Below are 14,962 nucleotides of genomic sequence, written 5' to 3'. Positions count from 1 at the left end.
GGCCGGGGTGGCCTGATGGATGTGCTGCTGGCAGGAGCCACCGGCCTGGTCGGTGGACATGTCCTGCAACAACTGCTGGCCGATGCGCGCTGTACCGGCGTGGTGGCGATCACGCGCCGGCCGCTTTCGCAGATTCATCCCAAGCTGCGCAACCAGGTGATCGATTTCGAGCGCCTGGACCACTGGACCGCACCGCGCATGGAAGTGGCCATCTGCGCCCTGGGCAGCACGATGAAGCAGGCCGGCTCGCGCGAAGCGTTTTATCGCATCGATCACGACTACCCGATGGCGCTGGCACGTGCTGTCTGCGCGCAAGGCACCTCGGTATTCGTACTGAATTCGGCCGCCGGTGCCGATGCGCGGTCGCGCATCTTCTATAACCGCGTCAAGGGCGAACTGGAACGCGACCTGCGCGCGGTCGGCTTCCCCTCGCTCACTTTCGTGCGCCCCGGCCTGATCGGCGGCGAGCGCACGCAGCGCCGCACCGGCGAACATATCGGCAGCCTCGTGCTGGGCGCGCTCGGCCCGCTGCTGCCACGCCGCTTCCGCATCAACCCGGCCGAACGCATCGCCGCCGCCATGGTCAGCGCCGCGCTGGCACCGGCGCGTGGGGAGCACAGCGTCGAGGCTGCGGAGCTGGCTGACTAATGCCGCCTAGTCGCCTAGTCGCCTAGTCGCCTCGTCGGGAGGCAGTCGGATAGATATGAGGAGCCGCCGTGTCGTAGGAGCGTGCCCGCGCGCGACGGAGCTTTATCGGTAACGCCTCATCGCGCGCAGGCACGCTCCTACAGATTTACGCGCAGCGGATCGCCATGTTCGCCAGCCCAAACCCCGCTAACACCCCAACGGCTGCCCACCATCAACCAGCACCTGCCCGTCGTCGCTAGCGTGTCGCGTATGCAGGAACTGATTGTCTGCTATTCGTAGGAGCGTGCCTGCGCGCGACGGAGTTTTATCGATAACGCCTCGTCGCGCGCAGGCACGCTGCTATGGATCGGCGTGCGGCCGATTGGCATCTCCGCCAGCAGAAATGCCGTGCTCACACACCCAACGACTGCCCGCCATCCACCGCCAACACCTGCCCGGTGATCCAGCGCGCTTGTGGCGATGCCAGGAACAACGCCGCATCGGCGATGTGCTGCACGTGCCCGAACCCACCGAACGGAATGCTGTCGCGGATGCGGGCATACAGCTCCGGTTCTTGGTCGCGACGGCGTGCCCATAGCCCATCGGGAAATTCGATCGAGCCGGGTGCGATCGCGTTGACACGGATGCGCTCGCGGGCGAGTTCGGCGGCCAGCGTGGTGGTGTAGTAATTCAGCGCCGCCTTGGCGGTGGAATAGGCGATCGCGCGCGGTGTGGGGCGTTGCGCGTTGATCGAGCTGATGTTGAGGATCACCGCCGCATCGCTGTTGCGCAGATGCGGCAGCGCGGCGCGATTGCAGCGCACTGCGGCCATCAGGTCGACATCCAGACCGGCCTGCCAGCTTGCGTCGTCGTTGCCATGCCCATAGCCGGAGGCATTGTTGATCACCACATCCAGCCCATCCAGCGCCTGTGCTGCAGCCTGCACGTAGGTCTCGATCTGCGCAGCGTCCGACAGGTCGCAGGCGAAGGTGTGTACCGGCGTGCCGTACGGCGCCAACGTCTGTGCGGCCTGTTTCAGCCCATCGGCACTGCGTGCGCATAGCGAGACCTGCGCGCCATTGCGCACAAACGCTTCGGCAATGGCCAGCCCAATGCCACGGCTGCCGCCTGCGATCAGCACGCGTTGATTGCGCGGCGAGATTTGCGTGGATGCTGCGGAAATGGACATGGCGGACACTCGATCGGAAACCGACATTATCGAGCAGCCCGGTCGTGACGCGGTGCTCGGTGCCGTTGCAGTGTTGAACGCAGCATCGCAATGTCTGCTGTCCGTTTCACCACTTCCACCGCTTCTGCCAACGACGCGCCGGCCACCGCGCGTAGCGGGCTGGCGATCTACTGCGCTCATCCCCAGGGCGCGCGGCCGGTGCTCGGAATTGCCATGTGCCACTCGTACACTCGGGTTTTGAGCGCGCCGTCCACACGCCCCGAGCGATTGCTCGCTACGTTTTGTCAGCCACCCTAAATCGCGGTGCGCAGCGCTGCGCTGCGAGCCAGGTTGGGAGCCATGCGCCGGCACCTGGCTGCGGTCGCGTGCGCTGTCATCTTTGTGCAATGCCGTCCGTACGTCGCTTGCGACGCAAGCCTCATCACCAAGCATGATCAGCTCATGCGTTTTCGGTTGCTCGCCGCTAACCATTTGTTTACACGTTTGCGCCGCGCTGCGGGCACAACGTGCGGGTCATTCAGTGGGAGTTGCACATGGAAACCCATATCACCGTCATCGGTGCCGGCTTCTGCGGCACCGCGCTGGTCCGTGCGCTGGCGCAGACGGCCGATGCGCAGGTGCGCATCACCCTGGTCGGCGTGGCCGAGACCTTCGGCAGCGGCATCGCCTACGGCGCCGCCCGGCCGGAGCACCTGCTCAACGTACGCGCCAAGGACCTGGGCATCGACGCGCAGGCACCAGGCGCCTTCGCCGACACCCTGCATCTGGGCGACAACGGGCGACTGGAATTCCTGCCGCGCCTTGCCTATGGCGATTATCTGCGCAGCGAGCTGGATACCGCGGTCAGTGGCGCGCAAGCGTCGATCGTGCGGCTGTCGCAGGAAGCAGTGGCGGTGGAGCGTGCGCGCAAGGGCTTTCGCGTGTTCCTGGCCAATGGCGATGCCTTCCACAGCGATCGGGTGGTGCTGGCGGTGGGCGCACTGCAGCCGCAGGCGTTGGCCGGGATCGGCCCGCGCCTGAGCGTGCATCCGCGCTATATCGGCTGGCCGTGGCAGGGCGATGCCCTGGCGCGCCTGTCGCCGGACGACGATGTGCTGATCGTCGGCACCGGGCTGACCATGGTGGATGTGGCATTGACCCTGCACACGCGCGGGCATCGCGGCCGCCTGCTGGCGATTTCGCGACGCGGCCTGGCGCCGCAGGCGCATCTGCGCCAGCCGGGTGCGGCGCTGGAATTGCCGCCGCATCTGCAGCGCGCACTCAAGGATGCCGATCTGCGTGGCCTGCTGCGCGGTGTGCGTCAGCTCAGTGCGGTGGTCGACGACTGGCGACGCGTGGTGGATGCCTTGCGCCCGCATCTGCAACCGCTGTGGCAGCGGCTGGAGTTGCCGCAGCGTGCGCGCTTCCTGCGCCATTTGCGCCCGTACTGGGAAGTGGCGCGGCATCGGGTTGCGCCGGGCGCAGCGGAACAACTGGCGCACTTGCAGCAATCGGGGCAACTGCAGATCGTCGCAGCGCGCCTGCTGCGTGCGCGTTGGGTACCCGACGGCGTGGAAGCGGTGATTCGCCCGCGTGGATCGGCCGACGCGCAGACCGGTCATTACGATGCGGTGATCCGCGCCACGGGTCTGGATACCGATATCGACCGCACCAGCGACCCGCTGATCGCCGGCATGCGCGAGGCGGGGCTGTTGCGTGCCGATCCGCTGGGTCTGGGCGTGGATACCGATGCGCAACTGCGCGTGCGCGATGGCGCCGGGCAGATCGTGCCAGGGCTGTATTGCGTGGGCCCGCTGCTGCGCGGGCGCTATTGGGAAATCACCGCCGTGCCGGAGTTGCGCGTGGCCACACGTGCCCTGGCAGAGCGTCTGTTGCTGGGTGCGATGCCGGCGTTACAGCCAGAACCGGAACAGGTGCCGCGCGAGGCCAATGCGCGTCTATAGCCAGGTATCCCGTCACTCCAACATCTCGATAGATGTCTTGACTCGCGCTGCGAGCGCTCGCCGGCTCGTCGCTCCCGTCCGACCAGCACATTTTCTACGAGCCCATAAGCGGTGTCTGCGACGATGGCATGAGCCGTCGCAGAGCTCACAGAAGTGCCACCTGCTCGATTCCCTCTCCGAATCCGCGTGGCCGCGTCTGTGCGGCAATGACCGGGCTTGCGGCGCGAGGCAGGACCGGCACGCGCTGGCGGTCGATTCCCGACCTCGTCGCGGTGCAGGCCCGACGTTCACCCGCAGCGCCGGCATTCACGCAGAACGCTCGTGTGGCCTCACAATAGGCGGCCAGTTCCCAACCGATGTCGCCATGCGCAAGACCTATCAGCTCAACCTCGAAGGCAAGAACCGCGATCGTCTGCTGGAGTCCAGCAAGCACGATATCCGCAAGTACATCCGCCGCGAGCGTCGCAAGGACTTGCCGGAAGGTGTGGATTATTGGGACTTCGACATGCGCTTCGGGGTGGACGAAGCCAGCGCTGCGCCGCTGCCGCCGGCCGAGCTGATCCGGTCGATCAATGCGCTCACCAGCGAAGGTGGCGAGCAGTTCTTCGTGGAAATCCTGCGCAAGCCCGGCAAACGCACCGCGCGTGCGGACGGTGACAGCGCCCCGGGCGGCGAACTGGACTTCGAGCAGGACTGAGTCTTCGCCGCACCGGCGTGACGGTGGATTGCGCTGCGTCGGCACGCGTTGCGTGGCCGTCGTCAGCAATGCGCGTGCCCGTCACCGCATCGAACGCTCAGTCCGGCTTGCCAGCCTGTGCTGCCGCTGCGCGCAGCTTGTCCTTCTTGCTTGGCCGCCTGCCCTTGATGCCGCCATTGTCGTCCGGCGCGCGCGTGCCGGTCATCGGCGTCTGCGACGCAGGGGCAGCTGTTGCCAGGGTCGGTTCGAATCCCGCAATCACGCTGGTCGGCACGCGCAGGCCCTGACGTTTTTCGATCAAGCGCCATTGCGGTTGGCTCTCCGCAGTGACGAAGCTGATCGCAAGGCCGCTGGCGCCGGCCCGTGCGGTGCGTCCGATGCGGTGGGTGTAATCCACCGTCGAACGCGGCAGGTCGTAATTGATCACTGCCGGCAGCGCGTCGATATCGATGCCGCGCCCGGCCAGATCGGTGGCCACCAGCACCTGCAGTTCGCGCTGTTTGAAGGCGGACAAGCTGCGTTCGCGGCGGCCCTGGCTCAGTTCGCCATGCAGCGGCTGCGCGCTGATGCCGCTCTTGCCGAGTTTTTCGGCGACTTTTTCGGCGGTGTGCCGGCTGGCGACGAACACCAGCAGATGCGACCAGCCGTGCTCCTCCAGCAGGTGGCGCAGCAGTTGCGTGCGCTGGCCGGCATCGACGGCGATTGCGCGTTGTTCGATCGCAGGCGCGGCCTCCGGCATGGCGGCGATGGTGATGCGCAGCGGGTCGCGCAGGCGACGCTTGGCCAGCGAGGCGATCGCGGGCGGAAACGTGGCCGAAAACAGCACGCTCTGGCGCTGCGTCGGCAACAAGGCCAGGATGCGATCGAGCTCGGCGCCGAAGCCTAGCTCGAGCAGGCGGTCGGCTTCGTCGAGCACGAGTGTGGCGACCTCGCTCAGGCGCAGCGCGTTGTGATCGACCAGATCCAGCAACCGGCCGGGCGTGGCGACCACGATATCGGCACCGCCGCGCAGGGCGAGCAGCTGCGGATTGATCGAACTGCCGCCGGTGGCCGCAACGATCTTGAGCCGTCGCGGCAGATGCGCGGCCAGCTGGCGCAGGGTGTCTTCGACCTGCGCGGCGAGTTCGCGCGTGGGCACCAGCACCAGCGCACCGAGCACACGCGGTGCGGTATCCGGGGCCAGGCAACGTTGCTGCAGCAGCGGCAGCGCATAGGCCAGCGTCTTGCCCGAGCCGGTCTGCGCCATCGCGATCAGATCGCGCCCCTGCAGCATCGGCGCAATCGCCTGCTGCTGGATCGGTGTGGGCGTACGGTAACCGGCGCGTGCCAGCGCAGTGTCGAAGAATGGCTGCAGCTGAGGCGACAGCGAGAGATGGGCAAATGACATGGGCCGATTATCCAGGCATTTGCGCTGCAATGGTCGGTAGTACGTCATGCGAGGTTGCCGTTGAACAATGCGTCGGTGGGCGGGCAAGGGCGCTGCAACCAGAGCGCAGCGCTGCCGCGTGGCAGCTCATCCTTCCATATCGTCCAAGTCCATCCCGGCACAACGCATACCGCAACCAAGACTTCGACCCGTGGATTCTTAGGCGCGATCAGATGTTTGAATCAAGAAGACTGGTCCGTGGAGTGCGCGGTGCCCTCACCGCTTGCGGGACACGCCGTGAATCCGTCCGTGGAGACTGCTTGGCGGCATCCATGCCGCCAAGGGTCCCGCAACCGTCGAGGACACCGCACCAGGAAGTTTCTAGGTTGCTCAATGAAAGCCTGCTTCTTGCTCGGCTCGTCTTGGGCAACTGATTGGGCTTGCTATACAAACAACGCATGTCATGCGCTGCTTGTAACCACGCACACCGATCATCTCGACAGGTCCTTGCCCGCCCACCGTCGCGGGACCTTACGCGGCATGGATGCCGCGTAAGAGCCTACAAGGACGTACTCGCGGCGTGTCCTGCGATGGTGGGCGGGCAAAGGGCCCTGCAGCCAGGCCGCAGATCATCCGCTTTGCAACCTAATCTATCCGCGCTGTCCAGGTCTTTGGAGCACGACACTTAAAGCAAGCGAGACTGAAAACGGTGGCGTCGTTTAGGCGCGATCAGATGCTTAAGTCAAAAGCCTTGTCCGTCGAGTGTGCAGTGCCCTCACCGCTTGCGGGACACGCCGTAAATCCGTCCGTGGAGGCTCCTTGGCGGCATCCATGCCGCCAAGGGTCCCGCAACCGGCGAGGGCACCGCACCAGGATGTTGGTCGGTGGCTTGGCGAAAACCTGCTTGTCGATCACCTGGCGTTGGCAACCGATCGGGTGCGCCTAGTCCAAATGCCGCCTTTCACGCGCTGCTTGTAACCACGCACACTGACCATCTCGACGGGTCCTTGCCCGCTCACCATCGCGGGACGCAACCGCGGGCCCAGGCGCGTGCGAATGGCCGCCACACGGCCGGCCGCGCCCACCTGGTGGTAGACGCGGCTGTTTGCTGCCCGTGCGTCAGTTGGCCAGCGCCAGATCGTCCAGCAGTGCGCGCAGGAAACGCGCGGCCTCGCCACCAGTGGCGGCGCGGTGGTCGAAGGTCAGCGACAGCGGCATCACCTTGTGGGTTTCCACCCCGCCCATCACCGGGGTGAGCTGGTAGCGCGCGCGGCCGGCGGCGACAATGGCCACGCACGGCGGCACCACCACCGGGGTGGCGTAGCGGCCGGCGAACATGCCGAAGTTGGACAGCGAGATGGTGTAGCCGCTGAGCTCCGACGCGGCGATGCTGCGGTTTTCCACCTGCTGGCGCAGCCGGTTGACGCTTTCGCGAATGCCGTGCGCGTCGAGCATGTCGGCATTACGCAGCGCGGGCACGAACAGGCCTTCTTCGGTATCGACCGCGATACCGATATCCACCTGGGTGTGCAGGGTGCGGCTGAGTGCCTCGCCATCGAACCAGGCGTTGAGTGCGGGCACCGCCTGGCACGCACGCACGATGCCGCGTACCAGCCGCACGGTGACATCGTTGCCGGGCTGCCAGGCGTGGATGTCGGCATCGTCGTTGAGCGTGGTCGGCACCACCTTGCTGTGCGCATCGGCCATGACGCGCGCCATGTTGCGGCGTACGCCCTTGAGCTGCTCCGGCTGCCCTTTTGCGACCACGCCTGGCGACTGGGTACGCATCGGTTTGCCGCTGGCAGACAGCGCTGCACGTGGTTGCGCGTTGCCGGCTCCGCTGGTTGCCGAGTGCGTGCCGGCAGCGGCATGCGGCGCGGCTGCCGGCGCGTTGCTGCCGTTGGTCGGCGTGACCGGCGCGCCAGCGCGCGTTGCAGACAACGGCGCGCTGCCGGCCGCGGCGGCCTGCTTCACATCGGCCATCGTCACCGTGCCATCCGGGCCGCTCGCCCGGATCTGGCCCAGGTCCACGCGCAGCTTGCGGGCCAGCGAGCGCACTGCCGGCATCGCGCGCACGCCGCCCACGGCAATCGCCTGTTCGCTCTGTACGGCATTGGAACTCTGCATCGCGCCGACCACCGTGCCGGCGTCGTCACGCTCGCTCTCGCCACTGGCATCGGCGTCGGCAATCTCGCCACCGTTGTCGGACGCGACCACGCGCGTGGTCGGGCCGGCGGCGCTGTCACCGGTGCTGGGCGTGTGCGTGGATGCAGGGCCGTGCGAGTGCCCGGTGTCCTGACCATCGGCGCGCTGCGGCTGCGACGCGTCCAGCGCGAACTGCGCCAGCATCGCGCCGGTCACGATCACATCGCCAGCGGCGCCGGCGAGCTTGACCACGGTGCCGGAAAACGGCGAGGGCACCTCGACCACCGCCTTGGCGGTCTCCATCGAGACCAGCGGATCGTCCAGGCGTACAGTGTCGCCCTCCTTGACGAACCATTCGACGATGGTGGCGTCGGGCAGGCCTTCGCCCAGGTCGGGCAGGTGGAAATTCTTGGCTTCGCTCATGGCAGGTTCTCTTGCGCCGCAGGCAGCGGCGGCGTGGTGTCGTCGAGGAGTTCGAGGTCGGCGGCCGGCAGCCAGCCCTGCATGCCATCGGCACGCTCGGACCACCACCAACCGCCATGTTCGTAATGCAGCAACACGTCCTCGCCCTGGTGGGCATCGAGTTCGCGTGCGTCGTAGTCGCGCAGGGCTTCGGCCTGGCCGTCGCCCAGGGGGCGCAGCCAGGCCACCGGGGCCCAGCCGGCATGGCCGTCGCCGGTGTTGACCCAGGCAAAGGCCGGCCATTCCTCATCGCGCACGCCGACGGTCACTTGCTGGCCGGCGTGGAAGCGGATCGGGTTGGCGTACGCGGCGCGATAATCGCAGAGCAGACGGGCGCGCATGTCAGCCGGCGGCCACCGCGCGACGGGCGGCGGTGACGATGCGCTCCACGCTCGGCAGGTACTTCATTTCCAGCCGGAACAGCGGGATATGCGTGTCGTAACCGGTGACGCGTTCGACCGGCGCAAGCAGGTCGTACATCGATTTTTCCGCCAGCTGCGCGGCGATCTCCGCGCCGAAGCCGGCAGTACGCGGGGCTTCCTGCACGATCACGCAGCGGCCGGTCTTGGCCACCGATTCGGCAATGGTGTCGAAGTCCAGCGGGCGCAGCGTGGCCACGTCGATGACCTCGGCGCTGATGCCTTCGCCGGCGAGCTTGTCGGCCGCTTCCAGCGCTTCCTTGACTTGCGCGCCCCAGGTCACCAGGGTGACGTCGGTGCCGTCGCGCAGCACGAAGCACACGTCCAGCGGCAGCGCCTCGCCGTCGTTGGCGACCACTTCCTTGTACTGGCGGTAGATGCGCTTGGGCTCCATGTAGATCACCGGGTCCGGGTCGCGGATCGCGGCCAGCAACAGGCCATAGGCGCGCTGCGGCGAGGACGGCAACACCACGCGCAGGCCGGGCACGTTGGTGAAGATGGCCTCGTTGGCTTCGCTGTGATGTTCCGGCGCGCGGATGCCGCCGCCCCACGGCACGCGCAGCACCATCGGGCAGTGCAGGCGCCCGCGCGTGCGGTTGCGCAGGCGGGCGGCGTGGCAGATCAGGTGATCGACCATCGGGTAGACGAAGCCGTCGAACTGCGCTTCGGCCACCGGCTTCATGCCCTGCGCGGCCAGGCCGACGCTCAGGCCGGCGATGGTGGTTTCGTCCAGCGGCGTGTCCAGCACCCGCTTGCTGCCGAAACGCTGCTGCAGGCCAGCGGTGGCGCGGAACACGCCGCCGTTGACGCCGACATCCTCGCCCAGCACCAGCACCGCGGGGTCGTGTTCCAGCTCCCAGGCCAGCGCCTGGGTGATGGCTTCGATCAGGGTGATGGGCGAACTCATGGCGATCTCTCCGCGCGTGGCTGCGGCGTGGTAAGGGGCACTGGCCTGCTGTGTCGCAGCCAGGTGTGACTGGTTGAGCTCATCCATGACGGGCCTCCTGCGCCATCACCTCGGCGCGCTGGGCCAGCAACTCGGCCGGCGGGTCGCCGTAGAGGTAATCGAACATCGCTTCGACCGGCTGCACCGGCGTGTTGAGATAGGCGTTGACCTCTGCGTCCACGCGCGCGCCGCATTCGGCTTTCCAGGCGGTTTCCTGCGCCTCGTCCCACAGGCCCTGCGCGGTGAGATAGCGGCGCAGACGCAGCAGCGGCTCGCGCGCCCAGCCCTGCTTGACCTCTTCTTCGCCGCGGTAGCGCCGCGCATCGTCGGCGGTGGTGTGATCGGACAGGCGATAGGTCAAAAACTCGATCACCGTGCCGCCGTCGCCGGCCAGTGCACGCGCACGCGCCTGGCGCATCGCTTCGAGCACGGCGATCAGGTCGTTGCCGTCCACCTGCAGGCAATGCAGGCCGCCGGCCAGGCCCTTCTGCGCCAGCGTCTGCGCGCCGGTCTGGGCCGAGCGCGGCACCGAGATCGCCCAGCCGTTGTTGATCACGCACAGGATCAGCGGCAGCTTGTAGGCGCCGGCGGAATTGAGCGCGGCGTAGAAGTCGGTCTTGGAGCTGCCGCCATCGCCGCAGCAGGCCACTGCGACCTGCGGCTTGCCCTGCAGCTTGAACGACAGCGCCGAACCGGCCGCATGCAGGCACTGGGTGGAGATCGGCACGCAGATCGGGAAGTCGATTGCCGCATCGGCATCGCGCGGATAGTCGCTGCCGCGTTCGTCGCCGCCCCAGTACAGCAGCACATCGCGCGGGCGCACGCCGCGTTCGAACATGGTGCCGTACTCGCGATAGCTGGGCGCGAACACATCCCCGCTGCGCATCGATGCGCCGATGCCCACGTGGGTGGCTTCGTGGCCGAGGCAGGCCGCATAAGTGCCCAGCTTGCCGGTGCGCTGCAGCGCGACCGACTTGCTGTCGAAGGTGCGCACGAACAGCATGCGCTTGAACAGCGCGAGCAACTGTTGCGGGTTGGCGGCGTCGGCCGGCAGGTCGTCGCGGACGAACTGGCCGTCCGCGTCCATGTATTGCAGATATTCGATCTCGAACTGCGCGGCTACGCTCATTGCGGCGACACCTTCACCAAGAAGTTTCAAATGATATGAGTTGCGATGTTAAGGACCACGCAGCAAAAAGCTGTCCTGCACCGCAGCACACAATGATGCTGGCTTGCACAAAAAAAAGGGCGCGGACCAGGCCGCGCCCTTTATCGCAGTACAGAACTGCGACATGTTGCACTGCGATTAGCGGCGGCCGGCGCCTGCGCCGATCGGCGTGACGATCAGCGCCGCGTTGTCGGCCGGGTTGGCATCGGGCGAGGTCGAACTGGCACTGGCCTGCACCCGCACCGCGCGCTCGGCCGGGATCGGCTTTGCCGCGACAGTCAGCTGGAACGCGGCCTGCGCGCCCGGCTGCACTGCGGCGGCGGTGCTGCACATGAAGATCGCGCTGCGCAACGATTGCAGTTGCTTGGCGCAACGCCAGCCGCTGGGCGGCACCAGCAGTGACAGCGCCGACACCGTGTTGCCTTCGATCCGCACGCTGGCACCGGTGGCCGCTGCGTTGCCGCGGTTGTCCAGCAACACCCGGTAGGTGGCATTGAAGGCGGTGGTGGGCAGCGTGGCAGGGCCTTCCAGGCGCACTGCCAGGTCGCTGCGCAGCGCTGGCTGCACGCTCACTGCGGCGGTGTCGGTGTTGTTGTCCGGCTGCGGGTCGGGCGTTTGCGAGGCGACCGAGGCGGCCAGGGTCAGGGTGCGTCCTGCCAGTTCCGCGCCAGCGTCGACCTGCACGGCAAAGCGCTGTGCGTTGCCCGATGCCAGCGAGGCGATGGTGCAGGTGACCACCGTCTGGGTCGCTGTTTCCGGCGCTTGGCAGCTCCAGCCCGGTGCCGCGGTGACCCGTGGGCTCACCGCGGCGTCGAAGGCCAGTGCCACCGCTGCAAATGCCGCGCTGTCGGGCCCACGGTTCTCCACATCCACAGTGAAGTCGATGCGCTCGCCTTCGGTGACCTGTGCGCGTGCCGCAGTGACCGTTGCGCCCAGGTCGGCACGCAATGCGGGCGCCATGCGCAACAGCACCACGGTGGGGTCGTGGTCGGACAAGCGCGTGGGCGTATCGGCATCATTGCGCGCGGTGCCGGGGAAGTCGGCATTGATGCGCGCGTGGCCCACCGACAGCGAGGCGATGCCGGGTGCGCGCATCAGCGCCTCGTTGGCCAGGATGTGATCGAGCGACTGCACGTTGCCGTCAAAGGCGTACGAGTAGCTCTGGTCGGGCGTGTTGAACCAGGTCAGATCGGTGTAGTCCGGGGTGACCAGGTCCACGCCATCGCCGCTCACCACGGTCTGCGCATCCGGCGCCGGCCTGCCGGTGACGGTGCCCATCGCATCCACATAGCCGTCGTTGAATTCGAAGGCATTGAAGTCGCCCATCACCAGCACCTGCTCGGCCGGGTCGAGCTGCTGGCGCGTCTGCAGCAGACGCGCCAGGTACTCGGCCTGGGCCTGGCGTTTGGCGCGGATGCGGGTGCCGGCCGCATCGTCGGTCTCGGCGCCGTTGAGCGAGCGCTGATGCACCACGATGGCGGTCAGCGGCAACACGCGGCCATCGGCCTGGTGCACCCTGGCGCTGAGCACCAGCGGCGGGCGATCGTTGAGCAGGCTCACGCCACCCGCCGGCTCGGTCCAGGTGGTGGTCTTGCCTTCCTGGGCGATGGACACCACTTCCACGCGCGGCATGCCGGCCGACACCGTACCGGTCTTGACCAGGAAACCGACGTCGATGCCGCCGACGTCATTGCCTTCCTGCAGGTAGGCCACGTACTGCGGATTGGGCTGGCCGGAGGCGATGGCATCGGCGTTGACGCGCGCAGCCAACGTCTGCAGCACGCTGATGTTTTCCACCTCCACCGTGCCCAGGATGTCGGGCGTGTGCAGGTCGTTGCGGATCGCCAGCGAGGCCTTGTTGAGGCGGGCCTGAAACGCGGCCGGGGTGAGCACCGGCTCGCCGATCGCCGGGTCGTTCTGGTCGTCGAAGAAGCGCTCCATGTTGTAGGTCGCCACCGCCACGTCGTCGGCCTGCGGCAACGGTGCCGGGCGCGGTTGGTCGGCACCGTTGCAGTTCACTTGCGGGGTGCGTTCCGGATACAGCGTGTAGCGGCGGAAGCTGTAGTCCAGCGGGCCGGTGACATCCAGCACGAGGCAGCCGGAGGCCAGATCCAGCCGTTCGGCGCCCACGCCGGCACTGCCGACGGCGATCACTTCCGGGTTGGTGTTCCAGCGCGGCACGCCGGCAGGCGCGCCGGCCGGCAGCGGGTCGGGCAACTGCACGCCGGGCTCGCGAAAGGCGCGCGGCAGGCCGGTGACCACCGCATGGAACACGCCATTGCTGGTGGCGGTGGCATTGACCTCGTTGACGCTGCCGCCGGTGGGCGCGTTGACGGTGAGGCTGGCGGCGGTGACGCGCATGCCTTCCAGCGCCTCGAGCTGATCAAAGGCGCCGTTCGGGTTGGGGAAGTTCGCGCTCAACGCCACCGGCATCGGCAACGGGTTGCCGGTGGAATCCAGCAGCACGGTCAGGCTGCCGCCGATCTCGGTCAGCGGCGGCTGGGTCGGGTCGGCGGTGGGCACGTACTCGAGCACCGTGCCCTGCACGCGCACCCGGTTGCCGATGGCGGCGGCCTCCGGCGGTGCGCTGCCGGTGTAGACGTAGACGCCTTCGGAGGTGGCCGGATCGCCATCGGTTTCGGCATCCGGCGCCTGCAGGAAGAAGCCGGCGCTGCGACGGGCAGTGACGATGCCCGAGGTGGCGGCCATCTGGCCTTCCAGCGGCGAGCGTGCGCCCTTGCCCTGGATGGCGTGAATCGGCAGCAGGCTGAAGTCGTCGTTGAGGATGGTGCCGGTGGCACTCAGCGTGGCCGGCAACGCGCCGGTGAGGCCGCTGATCTGCAGCGCGAAGGTCTCGTCGGGCTCGGGCGTGGTGTCGCCCAGCACCTCCACGGCGATGCTGGCGCTGCGCTCGCCAGCGGCGATCCGGAAACTGGAGGCGGGCAGGGCGACATAGTCGCTGCCGGCCGTGGCGCTGCCATCGGCGGTGGCCGCGGTGAAGCTCACCCCGCCTGCGCCGGCCGGCTGGCTCAGGCTCAGCGTGAAAACGACACTGCGGCTGCCGCTGTTGCCTTCGGCCTGGCTGACATCGGCCAGCGTGGCGATCGGCTGGCCGCCGCCGCTGCACAGGCGTGCGGGGCTGGCGGCGTTGCGCGGGGCCGGCGCGCCGGTGGAAAAATCGGCCGAGTTGTTGTCGGTGTCGGTGCAGCCATCGCCGCCGCGCAGCACTGCCAGCGTATTGCTGGGCGCCGGTGTGGGCGCATTGCCTTCGGCGCAGCTGGCGGTACTGCCATAGCCGACCAGATCGGCATTGCCGGTGGGGCAGGCGCCGCTCAACGCGGAGGCGCTGTTGCTCAGTGCCACTTTGCCGGCGCCGCCGCCCATGGCGATGGTGCCGGTGGCGTCGGGCGTGGGCAGCGCAACGCTGCCGCCGCTGCCATCGGCCTGCTTGACCAGGTAATAGCCGCCGGCCGGCACAGTGCCTGCCAACGGGGTGACCTGCCAGCTGCTGCCGGCGGCCGAGGCGTATTGCACCGACCAGCCGTCTAGGCTGACCGGGGTGCTGCCGATGTTGTGCAGCTCGATGAAATCGCTGCGGAAGGTGGCACCGCTGTTGCCGCCACCGCCGTAGACCTGGCTGATGACGACCTGGGCATCGGCGTGGCCGGCAATCGCCAGCGCACAGAAAAGTAAGGCTGCACGACGCTGCAACACATGCATGAGATGAGAGTCCCCTGATCCATGAGACGTGAAGCGCTCCCCTGGTCCGGCCACGTCCCTGGCCGGCAGCGCCGTTCGATTCTGCATGAATTTGCAGACCTTGGTTGACGATACGGTGACACCGGCGCAGCGGCTGCGACCGCACGGTCGAAAGCGGCCGGATTTTTCAGATGTGAAGTACCGGTCGCGTACGCCACGGCACTGCCAGGCTGCCAAGTAGGCAGGCCACCCAGGCAAACCGGACGCTGCTACGGCAGCGCGACACAGCGCAACGCAGCGA

At 67.6% G+C, this 14,962-nt stretch carries 10 protein-coding genes and 1 other RNA gene; 4 read left to right on the top strand and 7 right to left on the bottom strand.

The window, feature by feature from the left end; translation table 11 throughout:
* Positions 1-15 precede the first annotated feature (15 nt).
* Positions 16-648, top strand: coding sequence for an NAD(P)H-binding protein (locus XarjCFBP7645_RS19445; protein WP_104538740.1), 633 nt, complete (start codon positions 16-18; stop codon positions 646-648).
* 391 nt (positions 649-1,039) lie between these two features.
* On the opposite strand, the gene XarjCFBP7645_RS19440 is transcribed toward XarjCFBP7645_RS19445, so the two are convergent.
* On the bottom strand, positions 1,040-1,816 hold the full coding sequence (locus tag XarjCFBP7645_RS19440) for an SDR family NAD(P)-dependent oxidoreductase (protein ID WP_104538739.1): 777 nt from the start codon (positions 1,814-1,816) through the stop codon (positions 1,040-1,042).
* A gap of 213 nt (positions 1,817-2,029) precedes the next feature.
* On the opposite strand from XarjCFBP7645_RS19440, the gene XarjCFBP7645_RS19435 reads away from it, so the two are divergent.
* From XarjCFBP7645_RS19435 to XarjCFBP7645_RS19425, 3 genes are all read left to right on the top strand, one after another.
* Positions 2,030-2,106: non-coding RNA, sX9 sRNA (locus tag XarjCFBP7645_RS19435), on the top strand.
* Between the two features lie 243 nt (positions 2,107-2,349).
* A complete protein-coding gene (locus XarjCFBP7645_RS19430) occupies positions 2,350-3,759 on the top strand; it encodes an FAD/NAD(P)-binding protein (RefSeq protein WP_104538738.1) in 1,410 nt (469 codons plus the stop codon).
* 364 nt (positions 3,760-4,123) lie between these two features.
* Positions 4,124-4,456 (top strand): DUF6172 family protein, encoded by a 333-nt coding sequence (locus tag XarjCFBP7645_RS19425; RefSeq protein ID WP_104538737.1) that lies wholly within the window; start codon positions 4,124-4,126, stop codon positions 4,454-4,456.
* Positions 4,457-4,553: 97 nt separating this feature from the next.
* On the opposite strand, the gene XarjCFBP7645_RS19420 is transcribed toward XarjCFBP7645_RS19425, so the two are convergent.
* The 6 genes from XarjCFBP7645_RS19420 to XarjCFBP7645_RS19395 all read right to left on the bottom strand — a co-directional run bounded on the left by XarjCFBP7645_RS19420 (position 4,554) and on the right by XarjCFBP7645_RS19395 (position 14,682).
* Positions 4,554-5,843 carry a DEAD/DEAH box helicase gene (locus XarjCFBP7645_RS19420; RefSeq protein WP_104538736.1) on the bottom strand — a complete coding sequence of 430 codons (1,290 nt, stop codon included), beginning with the start codon at positions 5,841-5,843 and terminating at the stop codon, positions 4,554-4,556.
* A 1,098-nt stretch (positions 5,844-6,941) separates the two neighbouring features.
* A complete protein-coding gene (locus tag XarjCFBP7645_RS19415; protein WP_104538735.1) occupies positions 6,942-8,390 on the bottom strand; it encodes a dihydrolipoamide acetyltransferase family protein in 1,449 nt (482 codons plus the stop codon).
* Positions 8,387-8,770 carry an SH3 domain-containing protein gene (locus XarjCFBP7645_RS19410; RefSeq protein WP_047124579.1) on the bottom strand — a complete coding sequence of 128 codons (384 nt, stop codon included), beginning with the start codon at positions 8,768-8,770 and terminating at the stop codon, positions 8,387-8,389. The genes XarjCFBP7645_RS19415 and XarjCFBP7645_RS19410 overlap by 4 nt, the downstream gene beginning before the upstream one ends.
* 1 nt (position 8,771) lies before the next feature.
* Complete coding sequence (locus tag XarjCFBP7645_RS19405) at positions 8,772-9,842, bottom strand: alpha-ketoacid dehydrogenase subunit beta (protein ID WP_047126216.1); 1,071 nt, start codon at positions 9,840-9,842, stop codon at positions 8,772-8,774.
* On the bottom strand, positions 9,835-10,923 hold the full coding sequence (pdhA, locus tag XarjCFBP7645_RS19400) for a pyruvate dehydrogenase (acetyl-transferring) E1 component subunit alpha (RefSeq protein WP_047126215.1): 1,089 nt from the start codon (positions 10,921-10,923) through the stop codon (positions 9,835-9,837). Before pdhA ends, XarjCFBP7645_RS19405 begins: the two co-directional genes overlap by 8 nt.
* A 177-nt stretch (positions 10,924-11,100) precedes the next feature.
* Positions 11,101-14,682, bottom strand: coding sequence for a lamin tail domain-containing protein (locus XarjCFBP7645_RS19395; protein WP_104538733.1), 3,582 nt, complete (start codon positions 14,680-14,682; stop codon positions 11,101-11,103).
* Positions 14,683-14,962: the final 280 nt, after the last annotated feature.

Source organism: Xanthomonas arboricola (assembly GCF_002940665.1).
Taxonomy (GTDB): Bacteria; Pseudomonadota; Gammaproteobacteria; order Xanthomonadales; family Xanthomonadaceae; genus Xanthomonas; species Xanthomonas arboricola_B.
Note: the sequence above shows the minus strand (reverse complement) of the source record. Positions and strands in the feature narration are given on the sequence as shown.